Annotated in this window: 28 protein-coding genes and 1 tRNA gene; 12 read left to right on the forward strand and 17 right to left on the reverse strand. The window is 63.6% G+C overall.

Annotated elements, in window-relative coordinates; all coding sequences use genetic code 11:
• Positions 1-83: 83 nt before the first annotated feature.
• Positions 84-848 carry a hypothetical protein gene (locus GC162_17245; protein MBI1370384.1) on the reverse strand — a complete coding sequence of 255 codons (765 nt, stop codon included), beginning with the start codon at positions 846-848 and terminating at the stop codon, positions 84-86.
• On the opposite strand from GC162_17245, the gene GC162_17250 reads away from it, so the two are divergent.
• Positions 847-2568: a PEP-CTERM sorting domain-containing protein gene (locus tag GC162_17250; GenBank protein ID MBI1370385.1), complete on the forward strand. Its 1722-nt coding sequence runs from the start codon at positions 847-849 to the stop codon at positions 2566-2568. The genes GC162_17245 and GC162_17250 overlap by 2 nt on opposite strands.
• A gap of 140 nt (positions 2569-2708) precedes the next feature.
• Entirely contained in the window at positions 2709-3002 is a 294-nt protein-coding gene (locus GC162_17255) for a metalloregulator ArsR/SmtB family transcription factor (protein MBI1370386.1), read from the forward strand.
• A gap of 75 nt (positions 3003-3077) precedes the next feature.
• Here GC162_17255 and msrB read toward each other — a convergent pair whose 3' ends face one another.
• The 4 genes from msrB to GC162_17275 all read right to left on the reverse strand — a co-directional run bounded on the left by msrB (position 3078) and on the right by GC162_17275 (position 6653).
• Positions 3078-3542 (reverse strand): peptide-methionine (R)-S-oxide reductase MsrB, encoded by a 465-nt coding sequence (gene msrB / locus GC162_17260; GenBank protein MBI1370387.1) that lies wholly within the window; start codon positions 3540-3542, stop codon positions 3078-3080.
• Between the two features lie 276 nt (positions 3543-3818).
• Positions 3819-4133 (reverse strand): 4Fe-4S dicluster domain-containing protein, encoded by a 315-nt coding sequence (locus GC162_17265; protein MBI1370388.1) that lies wholly within the window; start codon positions 4131-4133, stop codon positions 3819-3821.
• A 65-nt stretch (positions 4134-4198) separates the two neighbouring features.
• Positions 4199-5632, reverse strand: coding sequence for an aspartate ammonia-lyase (locus GC162_17270; GenBank protein ID MBI1370389.1), 1434 nt, complete (start codon positions 5630-5632; stop codon positions 4199-4201).
• 151 nt (positions 5633-5783) lie between these two features.
• Positions 5784-6653: a hypothetical protein gene (locus GC162_17275; GenBank protein ID MBI1370390.1), complete on the reverse strand. Its 870-nt coding sequence runs from the start codon at positions 6651-6653 to the stop codon at positions 5784-5786.
• Between GC162_17275 and GC162_17280 the strand changes: the two genes are divergently transcribed.
• A complete protein-coding gene (locus tag GC162_17280; GenBank protein ID MBI1370391.1) occupies positions 6591-8072 on the forward strand; it encodes an AMP-binding protein in 1482 nt (493 codons plus the stop codon). The genes GC162_17275 and GC162_17280 overlap by 63 nt on opposite strands.
• 15 nt (positions 8073-8087) lie before the next feature.
• A complete protein-coding gene (locus GC162_17285; GenBank protein ID MBI1370392.1) occupies positions 8088-8822 on the forward strand; it encodes a trehalose utilization protein ThuA in 735 nt (244 codons plus the stop codon).
• A gap of 123 nt (positions 8823-8945) precedes the next feature.
• Here GC162_17285 and GC162_17290 read toward each other — a convergent pair whose 3' ends face one another.
• Positions 8946-9644, reverse strand: a complete 699-nt coding sequence (locus GC162_17290; protein ID MBI1370393.1) for an HAD hydrolase-like protein — start codon at positions 9642-9644, stop codon at positions 8946-8948.
• A 35-nt stretch (positions 9645-9679) separates the two neighbouring features.
• Here GC162_17290 and GC162_17295 point away from each other — a divergent pair, with 35 nt between their 5' ends.
• The 6 genes from GC162_17295 to GC162_17320 all read left to right on the forward strand — a co-directional run bounded on the left by GC162_17295 (position 9680) and on the right by GC162_17320 (position 15764).
• Positions 9680-9940 carry a BolA/IbaG family iron-sulfur metabolism protein gene (locus GC162_17295; protein MBI1370394.1) on the forward strand — a complete coding sequence of 87 codons (261 nt, stop codon included), beginning with the start codon at positions 9680-9682 and terminating at the stop codon, positions 9938-9940.
• A gap of 59 nt (positions 9941-9999) precedes the next feature.
• The gene (locus GC162_17300; GenBank protein MBI1370395.1) at positions 10000-11367 is read left to right on the forward strand and encodes an NADP-specific glutamate dehydrogenase; all 1368 of its coding nucleotides are present in this window, start codon (positions 10000-10002) and stop codon (positions 11365-11367) included.
• Positions 11368-11622: 255 nt separating this feature from the next.
• Entirely contained in the window at positions 11623-12069 is a 447-nt protein-coding gene (locus tag GC162_17305; GenBank protein MBI1370396.1) for an Hsp20 family protein, read from the forward strand.
• 51 nt (positions 12070-12120) lie between these two features.
• Positions 12121-13029, forward strand: a complete 909-nt coding sequence (locus GC162_17310) for an alpha/beta fold hydrolase (protein ID MBI1370397.1) — start codon at positions 12121-12123, stop codon at positions 13027-13029.
• Positions 13030-13281: 252 nt separating this feature from the next.
• A complete protein-coding gene (locus GC162_17315; GenBank protein MBI1370398.1) occupies positions 13282-14568 on the forward strand; it encodes a 4Fe-4S dicluster domain-containing protein in 1287 nt (428 codons plus the stop codon).
• On the forward strand, positions 14565-15764 hold the full coding sequence (locus GC162_17320; GenBank protein ID MBI1370399.1) for a hypothetical protein: 1200 nt from the start codon (positions 14565-14567) through the stop codon (positions 15762-15764). The genes GC162_17315 and GC162_17320 overlap by 4 nt, the downstream gene beginning before the upstream one ends.
• A gap of 133 nt (positions 15765-15897) precedes the next feature.
• Here the strand turns inward: GC162_17320 and GC162_17325 are convergent, their stop codons facing one another.
• The 11 genes from GC162_17325 to GC162_17375 all read right to left on the reverse strand — a co-directional run bounded on the left by GC162_17325 (position 15898) and on the right by GC162_17375 (position 23068).
• On the reverse strand, positions 15898-16371 hold the full coding sequence (locus GC162_17325; GenBank protein MBI1370400.1) for a hypothetical protein: 474 nt from the start codon (positions 16369-16371) through the stop codon (positions 15898-15900).
• A gap of 28 nt (positions 16372-16399) precedes the next feature.
• Entirely contained in the window at positions 16400-17233 is an 834-nt protein-coding gene (locus GC162_17330) for a TIM barrel protein (GenBank protein ID MBI1370401.1), read from the reverse strand.
• A 101-nt stretch (positions 17234-17334) separates the two neighbouring features.
• Entirely contained in the window at positions 17335-18387 is a 1053-nt protein-coding gene (locus tag GC162_17335; protein MBI1370402.1) for a protein arginine kinase, read from the reverse strand.
• Positions 18384-18881: a hypothetical protein gene (locus tag GC162_17340; GenBank protein ID MBI1370403.1), complete on the reverse strand. Its 498-nt coding sequence runs from the start codon at positions 18879-18881 to the stop codon at positions 18384-18386. The genes GC162_17335 and GC162_17340 overlap by 4 nt, the downstream gene beginning before the upstream one ends.
• A gap of 351 nt (positions 18882-19232) precedes the next feature.
• Positions 19233-19643, reverse strand: coding sequence for a VOC family protein (locus GC162_17345; GenBank protein ID MBI1370404.1), 411 nt, complete (start codon positions 19641-19643; stop codon positions 19233-19235).
• Positions 19644-19845: 202 nt separating this feature from the next.
• Positions 19846-20199 carry a glyoxalase gene (locus tag GC162_17350; protein ID MBI1370405.1) on the reverse strand — a complete coding sequence of 118 codons (354 nt, stop codon included), beginning with the start codon at positions 20197-20199 and terminating at the stop codon, positions 19846-19848.
• 75 nt (positions 20200-20274) lie between these two features.
• Positions 20275-20634, reverse strand: a complete 360-nt coding sequence (locus GC162_17355; GenBank protein ID MBI1370406.1) for a nuclear transport factor 2 family protein — start codon at positions 20632-20634, stop codon at positions 20275-20277.
• 183 nt (positions 20635-20817) lie between these two features.
• A complete protein-coding gene (locus GC162_17360; GenBank protein ID MBI1370407.1) occupies positions 20818-21549 on the reverse strand; it encodes a methyltransferase domain-containing protein in 732 nt (243 codons plus the stop codon).
• An 81-nt stretch (positions 21550-21630) separates the two neighbouring features.
• Positions 21631-22035: a DUF2200 family protein gene (locus GC162_17365; protein MBI1370408.1), complete on the reverse strand. Its 405-nt coding sequence runs from the start codon at positions 22033-22035 to the stop codon at positions 21631-21633.
• Between the two features lie 634 nt (positions 22036-22669).
• Positions 22670-22740: transfer RNA gene (locus tag GC162_17370), tRNA-Gln, on the reverse strand.
• A gap of 49 nt (positions 22741-22789) precedes the next feature.
• Complete coding sequence (locus GC162_17375) at positions 22790-23068, reverse strand: 30S ribosomal protein S20 (protein MBI1370409.1); 279 nt, start codon at positions 23066-23068, stop codon at positions 22790-22792.
• Between the two features lie 185 nt (positions 23069-23253).
• On the opposite strand from GC162_17375, the gene GC162_17380 reads away from it, so the two are divergent.
• Both GC162_17380 and GC162_17385 read left to right on the forward strand, forming a co-directional pair.
• Positions 23254-23862, forward strand: a complete 609-nt coding sequence (locus GC162_17380) for a hypothetical protein (protein MBI1370410.1) — start codon at positions 23254-23256, stop codon at positions 23860-23862.
• Positions 23863-23892: 30 nt separating this feature from the next.
• Positions 23893-24576, forward strand: a complete 684-nt coding sequence (locus GC162_17385; protein MBI1370411.1) for a metal-dependent transcriptional regulator — start codon at positions 23893-23895, stop codon at positions 24574-24576.
• Positions 24577-24692 lie beyond the last annotated feature (116 nt).

Genomic DNA, 24692 nt, shown 5'->3' on the forward strand with positions numbered 1-24692 from the left:
GGGTCATTGACCCGCGTCTTTATTTTGTGAATCATCTCACGATCGGCGCGGGTCGATGACCCGCCCTACACGACGTTGTGGCATTATTCTTCTTCCGCCGGCTCGACCGTGAAGATCGCTGATTCCTGTTCCTTTGCGTAGGCGCCGGTGATGTCCAGGTCGTCGCCGCGGGGTTCTTTGCCGTGATCGGTGAGCCACTCTTGCCCGGCGGCGAAGAGTTCGCCGAAGGCGTCGTTGTCCATCTCGGCGGCGGCGTACTCGGCGCGCCGGAGCGGGACGAGGCGACACAAGGGTTCGCCTTCTTCGATGACGACGCGGTCGATGGGCGAAGTTTCAAAGCGCGGCAGTTCGATGACGCAGTGCCAGGGGTGGGCGGGGAAGTACCAGTCGGTTTCGATGAGGGCTTCCATCACGGACCAGTCCCGCGGCCGCCCCGGATAGGGGATGTTTTTCATGGCGAGCATCCAGCCGGGCTCGGTGTGAAGAAACAGGTACGTGCTGATCTTGCACTGATGTCGGATCAGGGCGTAGACGTTGTCGGTGATGATGTGCGGGCGCTGTTGTCCTTTTTCCCAGAACCATGCGTTGGTCTGCGGGTGCGGGCTGACGCCGCCTTCGAACTCCAGATCGCTTTCGACCTGCACGGCTTCTTCGATGTCCCAGTTCCCGGCGGTGTCGCGCACGAAGGTCATGGTGAACGGATTGATCACGTCCCATCCGAACGCACAGGCCGCACGGATCGGCGGGCAGTGTGCGGGATGCCCGCTGCCGGGGCCGGGCTTGTCGTAGACGGGCCTGGCGGGCGCGGGGTGGGGCAGGTCGGCGTGGAATCGAAAGTAGTGAAGCATGGCGGGTATTCTAACGCGGTGGGCGATTTGTGGAATTTTCTTCAATTTGCCGGGGAAGACGGGTATATTGGCGGAAAGCGTCGGGCGATGTGAAACGACGCACGCGAGAAGGACAGCCGTTGGCGCGGCACGAACTGCGAGGGTGATGCAAATGAAGATGCGAGCGGTGCGGGCGGTCGTCGTGATGGCGGTAAGTATGTTCGCGTTTTGCGGCGCCGCCATCGCGCAGGACTGGAGCAACTACGCCGGGAACGCGCAGCACACGGCCGTGTCGGCGTACACGGCGCAGGCGCTTCAGGAACTCAAGTGGTCCACGCCCGTCGATCTCAATCCGCAGTACGCCGGCGGGGGCGTGCTGCTGGCGCATTACGGTTCGCCGCTCATCACCGCGGCGAACACCGTCATCGTCCCCGTCAAAACCGGAGCGACCAGCGGGTTCAAACTCGAAGGGCGGTCCGGCGTCGACGGGTCGCTGCTCTGGACGCAGGCGACGAGCTACGTGCGCGCCCCGATCGGCGGATGGTTCCCCCCGTTCTCGCCCGCAATCACCGGCACCGGCCGCGTCTACCTGCCCGACATCGGCGGGACGATCACGTATCGTGACAACATCGACAGCGCGGTCGGGGCCACGGGTCAGATTCACCTCTTCGCCGACTATGGTTCAAACACGTCGTTCTACAACAACAACATCTACATCGACACGCCGATCACGACCGACGCCGCGGGCAATCTCTACTTCGGGTATTACTCGACGACCGGCACGATCGACAGCGGCATCGCCCGCGTCGACACGCTGGGCAACGTCACGAGGCAGTCGGTGCCGGGTCTTTCGAGCGGCATGGGGCGCGTCTTGCAGAACGCCGCGCCGGCCTTGAGCAATGACGGATCGACGCTCTACATCGCCGTCAAATCCGCAGCGAGCAGCACCGGCCGGCTGCTCGCCCTCGACAGCACGAATCTCACGCTTGAAAGCAGCGTCGACCTGCTCGACCACAAAACCGGCAACCCCGCGCAGCTCAACGAGAGCGGCACGGCGTCGCCGATGATCGGGCCGGATGGCGATGTGTACATGGGCGTGCTCGACAACACGAGCCGCGGCTGGATGCTGCATTTTTCGGGGGATTTGGCCACGCAGAAGCCGACCGGCGGATTCGGTTGGGATGACACCGCCTCCGTCGTCCCCGCGTCGATGGTCGAAGCATACACGGGGACCAGCGACTACCTGATCATGACCAAGTACAACAACTACTACCAGACCGGCGGGCAGGGCCAGAACATGATCGCGCTGCTCGACCCGAACGATACGCAGCTCGACCCGCGCCTCAACTCGACCGGCACGATGATCATGAAAGAGGTCATGACGATTCTGGGGCCGACGCCCGACGACGCCTCGGTGCTGATCAATTTCCCCGACGCCGTGCGCGAGTGGTGCATCAATACCGCCGTCGTCGATCCGTCGACCTGCTCCGTGCTCGTCAACAATGAAGACGGCAAGCTCTACCGCTGGTTCCTCGACGACAACACTCTCAGCGAAGTCTTCACGCTCGGCGACGGCCTCGGTCAGGCCTACACGCCGACCCTCATCGGCCCCGACGGCACCGTCTACGCCATCTCCAACGCGACTCTTTTCGCCATCGGCGCCGCGACGATCCCCGAGCCGTCGACGCTGATGCTCCTCGCCGCCGGCAGCGCCTTTCTGTGGCGCCGCCGACCCCGCTGAAACGCCACGCATTTCATCAAGCCGCGAACTGCGAACTGCGAACTGCGAACCGCGGGCTGCGCGTTCCCTCCGCATTCCGCCCGCCGCTCACCAAGGGGTGCATCATCATTTTTCTTGACATCAGATCACATTTAGGCTAAATGCTAAATATGAGCAGACCACTTCTCAAACCGGCGGATCGGGTCGATGTGTTTCGGGGCGTGTCGCATCCGTTGCGGCGGCGGGTGCTGGTGATGCTTCGTCAGCGTGACTGCACGGTCGGCGAGTTGCTCGCGGCCTTCAAGGTGCGCATGCCCACGCTCTCGGGGCATCTTTCGATCCTCCGCGAGACCGGGCTGGTCACGCAACGCACCAGCGGGCCGCATCGCATTTATCGCCTCAAACCGGGCGTGCTCGATCGCATCGAACGGTGGCTCGAATCGTTCCGCGCATGAAAACGCCGCGCATCGGCGCGGCGTCATCAAGGCCAATCCAGCGTCATGTGATACCGGTGTGCCCGAACCGCCGCGTCAGGGCTTCTTTTCGGCGTCCGATTTGACGGTCCCCGCCGGCAACGGTTTGTAATCCTTCAGCTCCGACTCGGGGATGAACTTGATCGACACGCTGTTGATGCAATAGCGCTGGCCCGTCGGCGTCTGCGGGGCGTCGTCGAAAATATGTCCCAGGTGCGACCCGCATCGCGCGCAGGTCACTTCCGTCCGGCGCATGCCGTACGAATTGTCCGGCGTGAGCACCACGCGATCGCCCGCCGCCGCTGCATAAAACGCCGGCCAGCCGCAACCGCTGTTGAACTTCGTCTTGGACATGAAAAGGATCTGCCCGCAAGCCGCGCACGCATACGCGCCCGGCTCGAAGTACTCGTCATACTTGTTTGTGAACGGCCGCTCCGTGCCCTTCTCCCGCAGCACATGATACTGCTCGGGCGTGAGCACCTTCTGCCATTCCTCTTCCGTGCGTACCACCTTGTCCGACATGGCGGGCTTCTCCGATGCGGTTGTCGTTTCAGTCGCGGTCGGCTTCTGTGATGTCCCCGGCGTCGGATCGGATACATCCGCCACGGGTTTCGTCGCAGCTTCATCCGGGGCCGCGCTCGCCGTCGGCGGCGGGGCGGTCGAAGTGCCTGAAGTCTGCGTCGGCGCGGTCGTGTCGTTACATGCGACCAGTCCCGCCAGCAATATCGTCAACGTCAGTGCATATTTCATGATGAACTCCCAAAACGCCGCCCCCGCGCATGCGACTATTACGCCGCATTATACCCCCGCGTTCGGGTCATTGACTTTGACCAACCGAATCGCCTTCTCCGGGCACGCCGCCGCGCACAAGCCGCACGCATGACACTCCCCCGGCCGGGCCACCGCCGCCTGCTTGCCCCCATGAAATCGAATTTTCAATCGTGTCATCCACCCCAATTCGCGCAGCCGCTCCGCCTCCACCGTGCGAATCTCAAACACGTCATACGGACACACTAGGGCGCACGCCCCCTTGTTCTCGCACCGCCGCGCATCGACCACGGGCACAATCCGCCCCGCGATTTCGTCACATGCATCCGCGCCGCGCTGGTTCATCATGAAAACTCTTCGCACTGACCCACCGAAGCCCACGCTTTCAAAGCGTGGGTCTCCTTACTCACTCAACCGCCCGCCACGACGCCTTCCTTCACGCCCGGCTCCGTCATCGACATCGGATCAAGCAGCTCATCCAGTTTCTTCGGATCCAGCACGCCTTTCTCGAGCGCCACCTGACGCACGGTCTTGCCCTCCTTGTGCGCCTGCTTGGCGATCGCCGCGGCGTTGTCGTACCCGATGACCGGCGCCAGAGATGTGCACATCGCCAGCGACTGCTCGATCAGTTCCGCGCACCGCTTGCGATCGACTTCGAGTCCGTCGATGAGATTCTCACGGAAGACGTCGGCCGCGCGGGCCAGCAGTTTGATCGACTCGTTGAGGTTCCGGCTGATCATCGGCATCGCCACGTTCAGATCGATCAGCGATCCGACGCCGCCGAATCCGCCGTAGGTGATCGCCGCGTCGTTGCCGATGACCTGACACGCGACTTGCACGACCGACTCGCAGATGACGGGGTTGACCTTGCCGGGCATGATCGACGAACCGGGCTGAATCGCCGGGAGAATCAGCTCGCCGACCCCGCAGCGGGGGCCCGAGCCGAGCCAGCGGATATCGTTGGCGATCTTCGAGAAACTGACGGCGATCGTCTTGAGCATGCCCGACGCTTCGACGACCGCGTCGCGCGTCGCCTGCGCCTCAAAGTGATTGCGCGCTTCGCGGAAGCGCACCTTCGTCATCTTCGAAAGCGTGTCGCACACCAGTCCGGAGAATTTCGGATGCGTGTTGAGCCCGGTGCCCACGGCCGTCCCGCCCAGCGCCAGTTCGCTCATGCCCGTGATCGCCTGATCGGTGCGCTCAATCGCATAAGCGACCTGAGCCGCGTAACCGGAGAACTCCTGCCCGACGCGGATCGGCGTGGCGTCCTGAAGATGCGTTCGGCCGATCTTGACGATCTTGTCCCACTTCTTCGCCTTCGCCGAAAGCGACTTGTGCAGCTTCGTCAGCGCCGGGCGGAGTTGATCCTTCAAAAGCAGCACGGCCGCGATGTGCATCGCCGTCGGGAACGTGTCGTTGGACGACTGGCCGTAGTTGACATGATCATTGGGATGCACGGGGTCTTTCGACCCGATCGCCTTGCCCGCGGCCAGCGAGCAGAGGTTGGCGATGACTTCGTTGGCGTTCATGTTCGTCGATGTGCCCGAGCCGGTCTGAAAGACGTCGACGGGGAAGTGGGCGTCGTGCTTGCCCGCCGCGACTTCCATCGACGCCGCGCGGATCAGCGCCGCGATGCGCGGCTTGACCGTGCCCAGCTTCCTGTTCGCATCGGCGCACGCCGCCTTGAGCAGGCCGAACGCGTGAATCACCTCCGCCGGCACCGGCTGCCCGCTGACCGGAAAGTTGAGCACCGCCCGCTGCGTCGACGCCCCATAGAGCGCCTCGCCCGGGACCGTCATCTCGCCCATCGAATCCTTCTCAATACGCGTCGTGGACTTGGCCATCGCAGTCGCATCCTTCAAAAAAGTGTACGTTTCAGGGAGAAACAGCTTATCCGTCCCGGTGGCGCGTGCAAGTGTCCGACGTTCAGCCGCGTATCGAAGGCGAGCGCTTTAGCGATGAAGCGCTTACCTTCGGTTCGCGGCTGAACGAAAATCAATGATCCGCCTGCGTCACGACCACATCTTTGCGCCCCAGCTTCGTCCGCGCTTCGAGCGCGCTGGCGTACGACCCGAATTCGCCGGCCTGCACGACGTACAGAACCCGCCCGTTGATGTTCGTCGTGATGACCTGCGGCTCGATCCGAAGCGCCGCCAGTGCGGTTCGCACATCCCGCGCCCGCTGCTCCGCATTGCCCTGCGAACTGTACGCGCCGAACTGGAGCGTGAACGCCGTCGTGCCCATCGCTTGTCGCACCGATTCGCGGAACCGCCCGTCGCGCGATGTGCTGATCGCCAGACTCAGATGCGACCGGGCCGACCCCCATCGCCCGAGCTTCTGCTCCGTCATGCCCAGATGGTAATACGCCTGCGCCAGGTCCTCGCCGTGCAGTTTCGTGACCGCCGACTGAAAGTAACCGATCGCGCGGTCATGCTGGGCGCGCTTGGCGTAGATCAGGCCCAGCACCGCGTTGGACGGACCGGCGACATCGCCGTCGCTGCTCGATGTCAGCGGCGAAAGAATCGTCATCGCCTGCGCCTCGTTGCCGGCGCGATAGGCGTTGAGCCCGTTGTTGAGCTGTTCGGTCGCGCTGTTGCCGCTCGTCTTGGGCGTCGATTCGCAGCCGCTTGCGAGCATCAACATGCACAGACACGCAAGCGTGAAACCGAGCCGCATGGTCGTGGTCGCAGGGGTGTTGTTCATGAGGTGGGATTCCGGGATTCCGGGGAATTGCGGGGGCAACTTGAGTGAACCGGCATCGGGAGAGTATTGTAGCGGATGCGTCGGTGATGTCACCCGTTCATGCGTGAGGCGATCGCCTTGTACACGATTCTCTGGCCCATCCTCCGCCGCGCGATGGTTCATCCGCTGCGCACCGCGGTCATCGACGACCTGCGCACCTGGCGCTACATCGACCTCGTCGGCGGGGCGATGCACCTGGCGGAGAAGATCGAAACGCGCTCCGGCGCAACGCGCATCGGCGTGATGCTGCCGACGAGCGGAGCGTTCGCGATGGCGACCCTCGCCGCTTGGATCCTCGGGCGCGTCGTCGTGCCCATCAACTACCTCCTCGGCGACGAGGAGCGGCAATACATCATCGACAACGCCGAGCTGGACCTGGTCATCACCGCCGGCCCGATGCTCGAATTCCTCGGAAAACGACCGGAAAATGTGACGCTTCTTCAACTCGACAAGCTGCGCTTCGAGGGCGTGCCCCCGCTGCGGCTCCCGGCGATCGCGGGGGCGGACGACGTGGCGGTGATTCTCTACACATCGGGCACGAGCGGCAAACCCAAGGGCGTCATGCTCACGCATCGCAACTTCCGCTCCAACATCGAAGACTGCGCCAAGCGCATCGAACTCACCAGCGCCGATTGTTTCCTCGGCGTTTTGCCGCAGTTTCACAGTTTCGGGCTCACGGGGCTGACGCTTCTGCCATTGGCGGTCGGATCGCGCGTCGTGTACACCGCGCGTTTCGTGCCCAAGAAGATGATCGAGCTCATTCGCAAGCACAAGCCGGACATCTTCATGGCGATCCCGTCGATGTACGGCGCGCTGATGAGCGTCAAGGACGCCGGGCCGGACGACATGCGTTCGATCAAGCTGGCGGTGAGCGGGGGCGAACCTTTGCCGCGCGACATCGCCGACCGCTTCCGCGAGCGCTTCGATCTGCCGATCCGCGAAGGGTACGGGCTCACCGAAACGTCGCCCGTCGTCTCGCTCAACACGCTCACCCATCACCGCGACGGCTCCGTCGGCAAACTGCTGGCGCGCAACAGCGTGAAGATTCTCGATGAGCGGGGGCGCGACTTGCCGGTCAATGCGGAGGGCGAAGTGGCGATCGCCGGGCCGAACATCATGGCCGGTTACTTCAAGCTGCCCAACCTGACCGCGCAGGTCATCCGTGACGACGGCTACTTCCTCACTGGCGACTGGGGCAAGATGGACGACGAGGGCTTCCTCTACATCACCGGTCGCAAGAAGGAAATGCTCATCATCGCCGGGGAAAACGTCTTCCCGCGCGAGATCGAGGAAGTGCTCAATCGTCATCCGAGCGTGCGCGAGTCGGCGGTGGTCGGACGCATGGACCCGATGCGCGGCGAAGTGCCGGTGGCGTTCGTCGAATTGGAAGAGGATGCAGGTTTCGACGAGCCGGCGCTGCGGCAATTCTGTCGCGAGCATCTGGCGGGCTTCAAGGTGCCGCGCGAGATTCGGCATATCGATAAACTGCCGCGCAATGCGATGGGCAAAGTCCTGCGTCGCGCCCTGCGCGAGCACCTATGATGGAGCGAGTTGCGTATGACGATCCATGTCACGATCTGGAATGAGTACCGCCACGAAAAGCAGGACGAGCGCGTGCGTGCGGTCTATCCCAACGGCATGCACGCGGCGATCCGCGAGGGCATCGAAGGCCTGCTCGGCGACGGCGTCAGCGTGCGCTGCGCCACGCTCGACGAACCGGAGCACGGCCTGAGCGAATCCGTGCTCGCGAGGACCGAGGTGCTCATCTGGTGGGGCCACAAGGCGCACAACGAAGTCAACGACGACATCGTCGCGCGCGTGCACAAGCGCGTGCTCGAAGGCATGGGGCTGATCGTGCTGCACTCGGGACACTACTCGAAGATCTTCAAGCGGCTCATGGGCACCGGCTGCGGTCTACGATGGCGCGAGGCGGGGGAGATGGAGCGCGTATGGGTCGTCGATCCGTCGCATCCGATCACCGACGGGCTCGACGCCTGCTTCGAGCTGCCGCACACCGAAATGTACGGCGAGCACTTCGACATCCCCGCGCCCGATGCGCTGGTATTCATCAGTTGGTACGCCGGCGGCGAGGTGTTCCGCTCCGGCTGCTGCTGGAAGCGCGGCAAAGGCCGCGTGTTCTACTTCGCCCCGGGGCACGAGACGTATCCGATCTATTTCGATCCCAACATCCGCCGCGTCATCGCCAACGCCGTCTGCTGGGCGCGCCAATCGTCATCGACGCCGTATCGTCACGATGCGGTGAACATCAAGGAGCCGCCCAATCCATTTTGAGGGTGCGATTTGACGAGCCGCGACCGTCAGGGAGCGGTCGGACCCGGTTCCATCTGCGGCGCCGCGACCGCTCCCTGACGGTCGCGGCTCGTGAAGAAGACCGATGGCATCTGCCCTGAAGGATCAGTGCTGGTGCGGGTTGGACATGCCCAGTAGTTCCCAGATCGCCGTCGGGTCGGCGAGGTCGGGGAGGGCGAGGTCGGCGCCGGCGTCGAGGAGTTCGGCGGTGGAGTAGGGACCGGTGGCGACGCCGACGGCGAGGCAGTTGTTGGATTTGGCGGCGTCGATGTCCTTGGGTGTGTCGCCGATGAGCATCACATCATTGGGGAGCACGGGGCGGGCGTGGAGCTTTTCGTAGCGGGCGAGTGCGACGGGGACCATGCCGGGGCGCGTGTTCGCATCGTCGCCGAAGGCGCCGACGGCGAAGATGTCGGGGTCGATGCCGGCGGCTCGGAGTTTGACGGGGGTGGTGCGGGCGTAGTTGCCGGTGAGGATGCCGAGGGTGATGCCGGCGTGGCGATGCATCTCGTCGAGCAGTTCGATGACGCCGGGCAGAATGCGGACGCCGGCGGCGAGTTCTTCGGCGAGCAGTCGATGGTATGCCTCTGCGAACGAGGCGTGATTGGCGTCATTGAGTTCGACGCCGCAGCGGCCGGCGGCGGCGGCGAACAGGAGCGGGTCGAGTCCGCCGGCGGAGACGATGCCGTCGAAGTGGAAACCGTCGCCGAAGAGTCCGGCCCCGGCGCGCGCCATGGCGCGCATGCCGGCGCCTTGCGTCGAGAGCATCGTTCCGTCGAGATCGAAGAGCACGAGTTTGGACATATCCCGATTTTATTCGGCCATATAATGCCCGGACCATGAATCAGAGCACGCCCGAAAAAATCCGCCGCCGGCTCACCGAGGCGCTGCATCCGACGTCGCTCGACATCGAAGATCAGAGTCATCTGCATGCCGGTCACGCCGGGGCGCGCGAATCGGGGGGCGGACATTATGTCGTGACGCTTGCGTCGCCGGCGTTTGAGGGCAAGTCGCGGATGCAGAAACATCAGATGGTGTACGCGGCGCTGGGCGAGATGATGCAGCGGGAGATTCATGCGCTGAGCATTCGGGTGGAGTGAAGTGCGAAGCCGCCATGGCGGCGCGGTACAATCGGGGCGTCACCTCAAGGAGGCATTTCATGGGCAAGTCCAAGGCGGCGGGGGCGGCGTCGAAAGAGGTCAAGGCGTTCATGCAGGGCCTGCGCAAGCGCAATCCGTACGAGACGGAGTTTCAGCAGGCGGTCGAGGAATTCGTCGAGACGGTGATGCCGTTCGTGCAGGATCATCCGGTGTATCAGCAGGCGCAGATACTGGAGCGCATGACGGAGCCGGACCGGATCATTATTTTTCGCGTGACATGGGAGGACGATGCGGGGAACATCCGGGCGAATCGGGCGTGGCGCGTGCAGTTCAACAATTCGATCGGGCCTTACAAAGGGGGCATGCGGTTTCATCCGACGGTGACGCAGTCGGTGCTGAAGTTTCTGGGGTTTGAGCAATGTTTCAAGAATGCGCTGACGGGATTGCCGATGGGCGGGGCGAAGGGCGGGGCGAATTTCAACCCCAAGGGCAAGAGCGATCGGGAAGTCATGCGGTTCTGTCAGAGCTTGATGATCGAACTGCATCGGCACATCGGCGAGGACACCGACGTGCCTGCGGGGGACATCGGCGTGGGCGGGCGCGAGATCGGATACATGTTCGGGCAGTACAAGCGCCTCGAAAACCGCTTCACCGGCACGCTCACCGGCAAGGGGCTGACCTTCGGCGGATCGCTGGTGCGGACGGAGGCGACGGGTTACGGCGCGGTGTATTTCACGGAGAACATGCTCAATCACGCCGGCGACTCGATCAAGGGCAAGACCGTCGTCATCAGCGGGTCGGGCAATGTGGCGACATACGCGGCGGAGAAGGCGATGCAGCTCGGCGGCAAAGTCGTGACGATGTCCGACTCGGACGGGTCGATTCACGATCCGAAGGGCATGACGATGGAGAAACTCGCGTTCATCAAGGAATTGAAAGAGGTCCGTCGCGGGCGGATCAGTGAATATGCGGACAAGTACAAGTGCCAGTACATGGAGGGCAAGACACCCTGGGGCGTTAAGTGCGAGGTGGCGATGCCTTGCGCGACGCAGAATGAACTGGACCTGGAGGATGCGAAGGCGCTGGTGAAGAACGGGTGCCGGGTCGTGTCGGAAGGGGCGAACATGCCCAGCACGCTCGATGCGGCGCGGTACTTTGATGAGAAGCGGATTCTGTATGCGCCGGGGAAGGCGGCGAACGCGGGGGGTGTGGCGGTGTCGGGATTGGAGCAGTCGCAGAATGCGCTGCGCATTTCGTGGAGCCGGGAGGAAGTCGATGAGCGGCTTCACGTGATCATGAAGAACATTCACGAGCAATGCGTCCGCTACGGCGGCGGGGAGAACGAGCACATCAACTACGTCAAAGGCGCGAACATCGCGGGGTTCAAGAAGGTGGCGGATGCGATGTTGGCGTACGGGGTGGTTTGAACGCGGGGGGAGGAGGAAGCGCTCGCCGCTGGCTCGCGGCTAAACGGGGGAGGGCTGTCATATTTGCAAGCGACGGGCGGGAATTGTCAAAACGGCAGTTGGGGGCGGATGGTCTGATTTTACAAATATCGGAATTGACGGCGCTTAGGTCAAGCGCGTTTTGGCATGCCGTTTGAACAGGGTTGGTCGGTCGTCACAAAGATCGGCCTGTGCGACCGCGTCATGGATATTGGCCGATCGTAAGGAGCGATTGACATGTACCCTGTTCTGCGACGTAAAGGCAATGGTCGACTGGCGTGGGCGGATCCGTTCGAACCGATTCAGCGGGAGTTCGACTCGATGCTCGGGCGGTTCTTCGGCGATGCGGACACGCAAACGAGTCTCGTGGGCGCGTATCCGGTGGACATTCACGAAGATGAGAACCACATCTACGTCAGCGCCGAGCTGCCGGGCTTCAAGAAGGACGAAGTCGATGTGACGCTTGAAGCGGGCGTGCTGACGATCCGCGGCGAGCGCAAGAGCGAAGAGACCAAGGGCACGGAACACCTGAGCGAGCGGCGATTCACCCGCGTGCAGCGCGCCTTCACGATGCCGACAAGCGTCGATGAAGCGAAGGTGGATGCACACCTGGTCGATGGCGTATTGAAGATCACGCTCGACAAGCGCGAGGAGGTCAAGCCGCGCAAGATCGAAGTCAAGTAAACCGACTCGATCGCGACGCTGCATCTTGTTGACCCGGAGGCGGGGAGACTTATGTCTCCCCGCCTTGTATTTTATGGGGGTATGTTCGGCGGACTGATCATTTTGCTGCTCCTGGCGCTGGGGCTGTTGATCGCGATACTCACGGCGGCGGTGATGTATGTGTCGACGCATCCGCCGCGTCGGACGGCGGGGACGGCCATCGCGCACGGTCAGCCAACGGACCCGGCGGAAGCGGGGGCGCGGTCGTATGAAACGATCACAGTGAAGGCGACCGACGGCGTGCCGATCGAAGTGTGGCTCGTCGAAGGCGAGCGGACGGAGGGGCCGATCATCGTGATGCTGCACGGCTGGGGCGATGCGCGGATCGGCGAGCTGGCGTGGTTCGATGTGCTTAAAGGATGCGCGAGCGAACTGGTCATGTTCGATCAGCGCGGACACGGGGAGTCGAAGCACGCTCGCTGCACGCTGGGCCGCGCGGAAGCGGGGGATGTGCTGACGATCATCGAGGCGCTGCGTCATCACGGTCGCCGGGGGCGCATCGTCTTGTTCGGCTACTCGATGGGCGCGATCGTGGCGATGCGTGCGGCGGGGATGTCCACCGAGATCGCCGGGGTGATCGCCGACTCGCCGTATCGTTATCTTGCCGAAGCGGTGCGCGGGATGCTGCGGTCGAACGCGACGCCGACGTGGCCGATGGTGGAATTGGCGCAGTGGCTATTGGGTTTGTCGCATGAGGACACGGCGGCGATGGCGGGGCGGATGGCGCAGCGGGTGCTGATTATGCATGGGACGCACGACGCGATCGCGCCGCTCGCCGATGCGCGGGCGATCGCCACGGCGGCGGGGGAGCGGGCGACGCTTGTCGAATTCGAGGAAGCGGGGCACTTGGAGGCGGGCTGCGCCCATGCGGCGGAGTACGCCCGGGCGATCGCGTCCTTTGTTGAGACACGGGCGCAATAAAAAAGGCCCGGTCCACAGAAATGTGGAACCGAGCCCTTCCGGGGGCAATGGTAGACTGATCGCTCGGATGAGCGTCCAGTGGTGAGGGAAGTATACCAGCCCTGAACAGGATTGCAACCCCTATTGTGATAAAAAATCTGACGGCCCATTTAGTTAGAGCGTTTGCGGATTCGTATTGACAGCCCTGACGCGGCGGGGCCGGGGCTGTTAAAATGGGAATACGACCGGACCTACGCAAGTAAGGATGTGCGGGTGGCGAAACTCTCAGGTGGGCTGGATTTTCCGCAAGGGCAACCGCTTCGGCTCCCGCCGCCGCCGGAGCAGTTGGCCGCCTATCCCTTGCAGATGTACTGCCCGGATCGCCCGGAGGTGATCACTTCCCAGACCGTCCGCCGCGGGCAGTTTCTCATCGAACCCCTCCGCCACAGCGACGCCTGCTACGTCAGTCCGATCACCGGGACCGTGCGATCGGTGACGCCGGTCGACGAGGACGGGGGCGGGGGGTATCGGGTGCTCATCGAGCCGCCGTCGGGGACGGTGGTCACGTCGCTGGAAGTCGCCCCGCCGCGCGGCCGCAAGCTCGAGAACTGGTTCGCCGCCATGCGTCAGGTCGGTCCCTGGTCCGATCTGGACGGCGGCGTCGGACTCATCAAGCAGCTCGACGCCGCTCGCAATCGCCCCGTCGATCGACTCATCTGCGTCGGCCTCGACGCCTTCCCGCCGTACCCCGATCGCTCGAGTCTGCTCATGAGCTTCCCCGACGACGCGGTGCTGGGCACGCTCATTCTCGCCGACATGCTCAACGTCAAACAAGTCGTCATGCTCGCCGGCCGCGTCCCCGCGATGCTCGGACGTCTTCGATCGAGCTGCAAAAAATATCGCCTGCGTCTGATGGTCGAACCCAACCGCTACCCGGCGGCGCACCCGACGACGATCGCCTACACGACGCGGACGGCGCGCGGCGCCGGGCCGCGCTTTTTGCCGCATGGACACAATCCGGTGGAGCAGGGGCTGATGATGATCACGCCCTGGACCGCCATCCGCGTCGGGCGCTGGTTCACGCTCCGCCGCTTCGATCTGGTGCGCCCGATCTTCCTGGCCCGGCCCGATCAGGCGCAGCCCATCACCGGACACTTCGTCATGCCCGGCGCCCCGTTGGCGTCGATCGCGCCGGAGCTGGGCGAGGCGCATGTCATGCGCGAGCGGCGCGTGCTGCGCGGCGACCCGATGACCGGCCGACCGCTGGGCGAGCCCGGCGTCGTGCCCGCCGATCACACGCTGCTGACCCTGCTGCCGGCGATGACCCCGCGCGAGATTCGGCCGTGCATCAACTGCGGGCTGTGTCTGGATGTGTGCCCGACGCAGCTTGACCCGGTGCGGATGCTCAAAGCCGCGCAGAAACGCCGCGACGACGCCTGGCTCTGGGATCAGCTTCCCTGGTGCATCGACTGCGGATTGTGCAGCTACATCTGCCCGTCGGCGATCCCCTTGGCGCAGACGTTCGCGGGCGTTCAGCAGCAGGTGGAAACAAGCGAATGAGCAAGGCGGGACGGACAGAGCGACCGACCGAGGCGGCTTCGAGCTTGTCGGGGCCGCCGTGGGTCGGGCCGATCGTCCCGCTCTATCGCTACGAGCGACTCTGGCTGGGCATCAATTTCCTTCTGACCGTCTCGGCGACGATTTTCTTCGGATGGCGCGCGCTGTTCATGATCTGCCTGACCGCCAGCGTCTGCCTCGTCGCCTACTCGCTCATCGCCCTGGCGATTCATCTCATCGGCTCCGGCCGCAGCAGCGAGGGCACGCTCTCGGCGGCGCTGAACATGGGCCTGCTCATGGGCCTCACGCTCCCGCTCATGCCCTATGCCGCGCTCTCGGTGATCGCGGGCATGCTCGTCGGCGGACTGGTGCATGTGATGGGGCAGACGCATCGGCTGCGCGCGCATCCGGTGGCGGTGGCGCATGTCGTACTCATGATGACGATCCCGCTCATCGGCACGCAGCAGGTCGGAGCCGTGCTCACCCCCTCGCGCATCGTCGTCGGCGACGTGTGGCGGTTTACGAGTCCGGCGGGGGGGCCGACGTGGATTCACATGACGGCGCCGAACAAGCTGGATGCGATCGACATGGCCGGCCCGTCCGATTTCGACGCCGTCCGCCGCGCCGACCCGCAGCGCGTCATGCACGCCGAGCAGAAAAACATCCTCCGTCACGGCTCGCGCATGGTCACCCTCCTGCGCAGCGGCGAACTGCCCCGACTTCTCGACGTCCTCATCGGCGCCGCCCCCGGTCCCGTCGGCGGCACCTCCGCCGTCCTGCTCATCCTCTCCGGACTCTGGCTCATCTACCGCCGCGTCGGACGATGGGCCCCCGCCCTCACGGCCCTCGCGGCGGCGATGATCTGCCTGCTCATCCTCCCCGTCGTCAGCGAAGGACAGGTCGTCATGAGCTGGCAGTGCTTTTCGCAGGTCGGATGGAAAGTCACCGTCGCCTACTTCGCCTATCAGCTCCTCGCCACGCCGCTCCTGCTCATCGTCCTGCTGCTCGCCCCCCTGACCATGCCGCGCACATCGCGCGGCCGCATCTGGTACGCCGTCATCATCGGCGCCGGCGCCGTCTCCGCCCGATGGGTCGTCCCCATCGAATGGGTCTCCTACCTCCCCCTCATCGTCGCCGGCCTGATGTGCCCCATCCTCGACCGCATGCGCGAATCGGTCTTTGTCCGCCGACGGGAATGAATCGGAATCGAACCACCAAGGCACGAAGAGCACCAAGACGATCAACGATGTAGGGCAGGATTGATCCTGCCATCTGAGTGGCACATCGATTGGGAGAAGCGGCAGGATGAATCCTGCCCTACGGACTACACCACTAATCAGGAACCCCAGTGAACATATCATCAGATGGCGACGATGAGGGAATGTTCGGTATGTGCTGGTGCAACGATTGACAAAGTCGATCGATCAGACTTCGCGCGCGAGTCAATTCTTCGTGAGTCGGCACATGATTCATCCAGATGGAAGAAACACGGAGTTGATTACCATGCTCGCGGGTTGGCTTCAGTTCAACATTCGCAAATGCGGAAGTGTCATCTTGGCAGAACAACACCGCGTAGCCAGGGTTGTGAATGGTCCCTTCGTATAACGACCAGCTTGTCGTCGGCTCAACGTCGTAGCGTGTCACTTTCGTCAAGCCAGACGTAGTTTGCATTGTTTGCTCAACCGCCTCGGGTGACGGCAGCGTATTAAGCACGATGGTGCGTCCGACGCCGTGAAACGTATCGCATCCCGCGCAGGCGAGGATGCAAGGGATGATCGCAGCAATTATCAGGCGGGTGTTTAACATGAACTGACACCCCGATCGACGATGATGTTCAAATCGCTCGGGCGCTGTTGACGGCGATCCATTTGGCGAGTTTCGCCGGGAGGTCGCCGCGGGTCAGGGCTTCGAGTTTGTCGCGGAGGTAGAAGACTTCGAGCATGGCGCTGACGTTGATGTTTTGCTTTTCGAGGACGGCGGTGAGGGCGGGCCAGTCGGTGGTGCCGTCGCCGGGCATGAGATGGGTGTCTTCCTTGCCGTCGTTGTCGTGGATATGCAGGTAGTCGATGACGTCGGCGCAGGCGGCGAGGCGGTCGGCGACGGTGCCGGTCACATGGGCGTGGCCGGTGTCGAAACACATGCGCATGTGCGGCGAGTCGACTTCGCGCAGCATCTTCGCAAGCTCCACCGGGTCGGTCCCCATGTACGAACGCGGGGGCATATTTTCCAGAAGGAACACGACGTCCATGTCCGACCCGATCTCCGCCAGTTCGTAGAGACTGCGCAGCAGCGACTCACGCCGGGCTTCAAGCTCGGCGGCGGGGGGGACGACATTCACCGGCGCCAGCGGCGAAGGATGCACCACGATCATCGGCCCGCCCAACTCGATCGCCAGCTCCGCTTCCTCGCGGTAGGTCTCGATGCTCGAGGAGCGCCGGTCTTCGTCAGGGCTCGACGGATCGTAGTTGTCGCCGAACACGCCGTGGATCGAATCGATGATCAGATCGGCGCCGGCGCAGGCGTCCTTGATGAACTGGATCGGCGGCTGATTCTGCTCATTGCGGTAATACTGGCAATGCGTGCAGCCGAGCCGCCGGTACAGATCGAGAATGATCGGCGGATCGAAATCCGGGAAACCGAAAGTCGCCACCGTGGCGAGTGTTGCCATAATGTTGCTCCATCCGCGGTCAACCCGCCCCGATCCCCGGCCGACCTCACACACCGATCTCCCGCCGACGGGATGCCTCGTCCCGACCGGCCGATCGTTCCTCACACACCCAACCGTCGCCGTACATACCCAGCCCGATACGCGCGGCGCTGCGCCCCGGTCATCGCCGCTCCAGACATTTTCTGCAAGTGCGCCGGCTGGGTCAACAAGAGCAATTCGTTAATCGTCGCCAGCGTCACGCCCGTCAGCCGGCCCATGCTCACCCCGAGCCGCACCGCGCTGAGCAGGTACAGCGATTCCTCGGAGCCGAGCAGGCGGGCGTGGCTGAGCGTGCCCCAGGCCCGATAAATCTTGTCGTCCAGCACCGTCGAGCGATGATCCGACAATGCCTGACGCGCCCGGCGCTCGTAGTCGATGATCTGCGGGATCACGATGTCGGCGAAGTCGTCGAGGATCTGCTCCTCGCTGCGGCCGAGCGTCGTCTGGTTCGACACCTGATAAAGATCGCCGACCGCCTCGGTGCCTTCGCCGTAAAATCCGCGCACGGCCAGGTGCATGTCCTTCGCCGCCCGGCGCACGCGGTCGATCTCGCCGGTGAGTTTCAGCGCGGGCAGATGCAGCATGACCGACACGCGGATGCCCGTGCCGACATTCGTCGGACACGCGGTCAGGTAGCCGAGCTTCGATGTGTACGCGAAGTCGAGTTTGGCTTCGAGCGTATCGTCGATGCGATTGGCCTGTGCGTACGCATCGGTGAGCTGCATGCCGGGGCGAAGGACCTGAAGCCGGATGTGGTCCTCCTCGTTGACCATGATCGAAATGAGTTCATCATCCGACAGCGCGACCGCCCGGGGGTTCTTGCCCTGACTGTGCTGGCGGGAGATCAGATGGCGTTCGACGAGCAGTTGTCGATCAAGCCGCGGACTTTCACACAGGTCGATCCAGAGCATGCGCTGAGCGAGGTTCGATTCGAGAATGCGCGAGCGACAGGTCAACAAGAGGTCGCGCCGCTGGGCGGGCGTCGCGCGCGTCAGGAAGGGGTAGCCGGCGATGTTGCGTGCGAGTCGGATGCGGCTGGAAATGACCACATCGCCCTCGGGCCCCGGCTTGCGGAGCCATTGACTGGCATTGTCATTGAGGTCCGCCAGACTCATGCTTTCTCCGCTTCCACCTGGCTGAGCTTGTCCCGCAGCGTGGCCGCGCGTTCGTATTGCTCCGCCGCCACCGCGCGGTCCAGTTCCTCGCGCAGTTGCCGCAGGCGCTGTTGCCGCACTTCGCTCGCCCCCGCATGCGCCGGCACTTTGCCAAGGTGTCGCCCCGCCCCTTCGTGCGCCCTTTCCAAGAGCGGCATCAGCGCGCTGCCGAAGGCCGTGTAGCAATCGGCGCAGCCGAGCAGTCCGGTCTTGCGGAATTCCTCGTACGTCAGCCCGCAGCGGTCGCAGCGCAGCGTCGTCGGGCTCACCGTCGTCCCGCTGTGCTTCATCACGAACTTCTCGAGCAGCTCGTTGATCGGGGCCTGGTTCACCTTGACCATGATCCCTTCCTGCCGCGCATGCTCCTCGCACAGGTGCTTTTCCACCTTCTGACCCGCCTTGGTCATCTCGATGAGGTGGACGGTCGCCGGGTTTTTGCAGTGATCGCAATTCATGGTGGCCGCAGTATTTTAGTGAGCCGCCCCGGTTTGTTCAACGGTTTTCATATCGGCCCAAGCCCCCCGTTTTCTCCACCGCGCGGCCCCGACCGCGTTCACCACGGCAATCCGGGGAAAGCGGAGAGTGTGAGCCACGAAGGCGCGAAGACGCGAAGTAAGACAAAAGCCGTATTGCCAGGCCAGCGGTCCCGCTCTCAACCGAAGGTCGGATGAGCAAAAACACGTGATCCGCCGCATCATCCCTCACCTTCCCTCACCTTCCCTCGCCTTCCTTCGCGTCTTCGCGCCTTCGTGGCTAATCCTTTCCTGCGCCTTCTCCCCGTGCCCCCGTGGTGAACTTCCGCTCCGTCACTTGCGATTGGAAATCTGAAACCGGTGTCCCTCCGGGTCCGACCCGTCGCACATGACCAGATCCCCGCTCCGCATGATCTTGCCCATCGGGATGCGCCCGATGACCAGTTCCGTCCGCTTCGCCTCCACATCCTCCGCGTAAAACACGATCTTGTGCGGATGCATCGAGTCCCCCGTCGCCTTCTTGATCGGCCCGCTCGGACCGTACGCCCGGTGAAACGCCAGCCGCACGCCCCCCGCGTCCATCTCCTGCCACTCCGTCGGCTCCGCCGTCTCCAACGGCGCCAGCCCGAAGAACCGCTTGTAAAACGCCGCGCATTTCTGCACGTCCGACACGAAAATGATCACACGATAAAGCGGCGAGAGCATGACGCCTCCCTTGTCCAATGAAACCGAACCGCGCGCCATTCTACAACATCCCCCGCCACGCGCCCCACCGAAGCCCACGGTGTCCCACCGTGGACCGTCGCCCACACCTGCGCGCGAAAACCGCGTCGGCCGGGATTCATCCCGCCGCTCATCAAAGGCAGGATGAATCCTGCCCTTGTATCTTGCGAAGTGTGTGCGAAGACCCGCTTCTCACACCCCTTCTCAGCACTCCATCACTGTTTCACGCGCGATGACTCATCACATTGATCACCACCCCGTTCGGATCGCGCACGAAAAATCGCCGCACGCCCCAGGGTTCGTCCGTCAATGGATAAACAATCGGCTCCCCCCGCGCGACCGCCTTCTGATGCAGCGCGTCCACATCCTCCACCTCGATCGAAACATCCGGATGCACCGCCGACCCGCCCCCTGATTGCAGGACCGTCAACTGAGCCGTCGGATTGTCCGGCGAAACCAGCGTCATGATCCACCCCATGTCCATCGCCACCGTCATCCCCATGAACTGCGTATAAAACGCCCGACTCTCCGCCATCCGCTCCGACGCCACATTCGGCACCACCCGCCTGATATTCATGTTCAGCCCCATATTGACGAACATCGCCCGCCGTTCGTGGTCATCGGGCGCGTCATTCGACACAGCCCGCGCCGCTCAGAACGCGCTCTTCCATTGTTCGGTATCGATGAACCACCGCTCCTCGCAAATCTTGTCGCCCCGGAATTTGAACAGCACCGAAAGCTGCGACGCCGCGATCTTCTGCGACTTCCACTCGACGATCGACACGACCTCGTTCTCGCCTTCAAGCTGGCGCAGCCCCGTGATCTGAAACTTCGGCGGGAGAATCGTCGCCAGTTGATCCAGCGCCGCGCGGAACGCCGCCCGTCCCTCCAGCACATTGCCCTGCCCCGGCATGATGAATTTCATGTCCGCCACATAGTCGGCCGCCAACGCATCAAAATCGCCCGCCCCGACCGCGTTCCAACCCCTCTGAACGATATCCGCCAGACTGATCGTGTTCGCCATCTTCGGTTCACTCCATGTTCATGACGATCTAAACTTGCCCGAACCCAAAACCCCAACCGCCGCCCGCCCGCGATTGCGAGTTCCACCGACAACCCCATTGTCCATCGAAGCCGTCGCCCGTCAACCGCCGCGTCGGGCGGGATTCATCCTGCGGCTCTTCGCCTCATGTCGCTATTGGCCTTTGATCCCGCCGAACGCGGCGAAGCAGGAGTTCTTGTGCAGGATTTCCGTTTTCTCAAACCCGACCTTTTTCATGAGTTCGAGTTGGAACGTCACGGGGCGCGGCGAGTCCTCCTTGTCGATGTAGGCGAAGACCTTTTCCTGATATTGCTCGCCGCCCAGTTCGGTGAGATAGTCCGCATATCGCCGCCACATCAATGCGTGAACCTTCTCATGCTCGTGCGTCACCAGATCGGTGATCCACAGCGAACCGCCGGGTCGCAGGAGCGCATGGATTTTCCCGAAGGCCCGCTCCCAATCCTGTTCATCGCGCAGGTGGTGCAGCACCGCCGCCGCGAGAATCACGTCGTAGCCGTTTTCGGGGAGCGGCAGGTCACGAAAGTCGCCGTGAAAGCGGCGGATGACGCCGCGCGTTTCCTGAGCGAGGCGTTCCTGAGCCCTGATCAGCATGGGCTCGCTCAGGTCGCACAGGTCGCAGTCAAAATCGCCGCCGTATGCGCGCAATAGTTTGATCGTGTTGTTGCCCGCGCCGCATCCGATGTCCAGACACCGCTCAATCCGCGGCGTGGCCGCGAGCGCCGCCTGCGTGATAAGCTCCATCGCCAGCGGCGCATCAATCGTCGCCGCCTGCCCCGTCTGAAGATTGGAAAACCGCTCGACATCATGGTCAAAGCGGTTGCGAATTTCCTCAACCGTCGATTTGTCCCGCATGGGCGTATTCATTTGACTGCTCAACGAAAAGCTCACGATCGCACGCCCGACGCACCATGAACCGTCGCGCCGCATCGTTCACAAGCATATCCCTCATCTCCGCCCCGCGCCGCGCGCGGGCGCCGAACCCGATGGCGCCGTGCGCAGAATCTTCTCCATCGGGCGGCCCTTGGCCAGTTCGTCCACGAGCTTGTCCAGACACCGCACCTGACGCGTCAGCGGCGTCCGGATCGATTCGACGCGCTGACCGCAGATCGTCCCGGTGATCAGATCGGCGTTGGGATGCACCTTCGCCTTGGCGAAGAACTCCGCGAGCGTCGCTTCCTTGTCCATCTGTCGCTGAAGCTGCTTCTCGGAATAGCCCGTGAGCCAGCGGATCACCTGATGCAACTCCTCCCGCGTGCGCCCCTTCTTTTGAACTTTGGCCAACAGATACGGATACACAAACGCAAACGTCATCTTCGCAATCCGCTCGTCCTGCTTGCTCATATCCGCCATACCCGCCCGCGCCTCCCGCTCGCAATTCCAATCCGGCACGCTCGATCCCGTGCATGATAGCCCGCACCGGAGCCGGATTTGCACCGTCGGAGCCCCGTGTGCATGTTGCAATCCGTGCGGGTCTTTGCGATGCTGCGTCGCGGCACCATCGTACGGCTTGGGCGAAGGGCCCAAACCGTGGCACCCGGCCTTGTTTGCGCGGATGGCGAGCGGGCATCGGGTGGGCGATATAGGTTCCGGCGCGGCCGGTGATGGGAATACGCAAAGGTTCGAGGTGGGGAATGGCGCGGCGGGTGCGCATCGGGGTGACGGAATGCGGGCGGGCGGCGGGAAAGGTGAATGTAAGTCTTTGATTGGCGCGCACCGGTGGGGCGAGGTTGGACGTGCGCATGCGCACCGGGCGCGCAGCGGGGGATTTTGCGTCGGGCTGGTGCGCGGAATCGAGGATGGCGGGCTGGGAAAGGGGGCGCACGGAAACGGTGGAAATGGGGTATGGGGCCAGCGGGGTGCGCGATGGAATCGGCGCAGGTCCGGCGGCGGCGCGGGCGGGGTGATGGGGGGAATGCGGTGGGGCAGGCGCAACGAAAAACCCCGTCGCGGGACGGGGCGGATTCGTCGGGGGTGTTGAAGGAAGCTGGGGATCTAGGATTCGAACCTAGACTAGCTGATCCAGAGTCAGCCGTGCTACCGTTACACCAATCCCCAGTAGGACATGCTCGATGGTATCGGTCGAGCAGGGGTGTGGCAATGAATGTTAGGACGCTTTGGCGGCCTTGAGGGCGTTGAGGCGTTTGGCGAGTCGGCTCTTGCGGCGGGCGGCGGCGTTCTTGTGGATGGAGCCGGCGGCGGCGACCTGGTCGAGGGTCTTGGTGAGCTTCTGGTACGCCTCGGCGGCCTTGGCGGGGTCGCCGTCGTGGACAGCGTCGAGGAAGCCCTTGGTGGAGTCCTTGACCTGACCCTTTCGCCAGCGGTTACGGGCGCGGGCCTTGAGGTTCTGACGGATGCGTTTCTTGGCGGAGAGCGAGTGAGCCATGGATCAAAAGTTCCTGTAGGATCGGAGCGTTAAGGGGCAAGAGAGTCATTATCACTACCGTGGCGCGAAAATCAAGCGGTCCCCGGAAAATGCGGGTTTGGCGGGGGCTGGTTCGGGTCAGGCGGGGGTCAGGCCGGGCGGGCGGGGTGTCGGATGGGGGGTCGGGGAACCGATAGAATGCGGGTATGGATAAGGGTTGGTACATGATCGTCGCCGCGGGGGCGTTGCTGATCGGCGGGGCGGCGGGGGTGGTGCAGGCCCAATCGCTGGGGCAGAAGGGGTATCAATCGGTGGAGCAGGTGGTGGGCGACATTGACCCGCTGCACGTCTCGCAACGGCAGGTCGAGACGGGGCTGGGCGAGTTTGGGCAGGGTTCGAGCGTGTTCCGCCGCATCGACCCGACGGGCCCCGCCGGTAATCGGCTCTATTTCATCACGCCCGGGTTCATCGCTGAGTACGACCGCTCCTCGTACTTCGATTTCGAGGACAAGCACGGCAACAACTACACCGCTCAGGAAGTCCCGGCCAATACGGTGTTCCGCATCGGATTGCCGCCGGCTCCCGAGGCGCCGCGTCGCGATCCGGTGCCGGGCATGGTCGACGCACAGGTCGACGGGCGAAGCGATGGCCGTCGCCGCACCGGCCCCGCGCCCATCGATGCTTCCATGCGGCAGGCCCCCGCGCCCGTGGAGCGCGTGCGATGGATGCAATACCTTCAGGCCCGCGTCGCTCAGCGGCAGGCGGTCGCCCAAGCCATGGACCGACTCGCCGCCGCCAAGCCGGAGCAACCTTGAACCGACGCCGCCTCCCGGTAACATGACCCCATGCCCACGACGAGCGACACCAACACACCCAGCATTGCCGTCGAGGACTACCTCAAGCACATCTGGAAGATCGTCAGCCAGGGCGACCGCGCCACGACCAAGGCGCTGGCCGATCGCATGGGGCTGGGCAACGGCACCGTCACGGGCATGCTCAAGCATCTGGCCGCACGAGACCTCGTCAAGTACGAACCCTACCGCGGCGTCGAACTCAGCGAGCAGGGCGAACGACTCGCGCTCCGCGTCATCCGTCGTCACCGACTCATCGAACTGTTCCTCGTTCAAACGCTCGGCCTCGGCTGGGACGAAGTCGACGAAGACGCCGAACGCCTCGAGCACGCGTTTTCCGATGAACTCATCGAACGTATCGACGCCTTCCTCGGTTACCCGCAGGTCGATCCGCACGGCGCACCGATTCCCACAGCCGCCGGACGCGTCGAAATGCAGGACTTCGCCGCGCTCTCGACACTCCACGCCGGCCAGCGCGGCCTCGTCCGACGCGTCTCCGACTCCGACCCCGCCTTCCTCAAATACCTCGACGATCACGCCATCGCCCTCGACGCCCTGATCGAAGTCATCGCCGTCGACCCCTTCGGCACGATCCACGTCCGCATCGGCCCCCGCGAAAGCCACCTCGCCCGCGAAGCCGCCCGCCGCATCCATGTCGCCGTCCAGCCGAGCGAATGAGGAACTTCACCATGGGGCGCGGGATAAGGCAACAGAAGTAGAATGGATCGCAGGATCAAACAGGATCAGTGCAAGACATTGGTCCCGATCCCTTCGATTCATCCTCAAATTCCGTC

The sequence above is a fragment of the Planctomycetota bacterium genome (assembly GCA_016125255.1).
Taxonomy (GTDB): Bacteria; Planctomycetota; Phycisphaerae; order Phycisphaerales; family Zrk34; genus RI-421.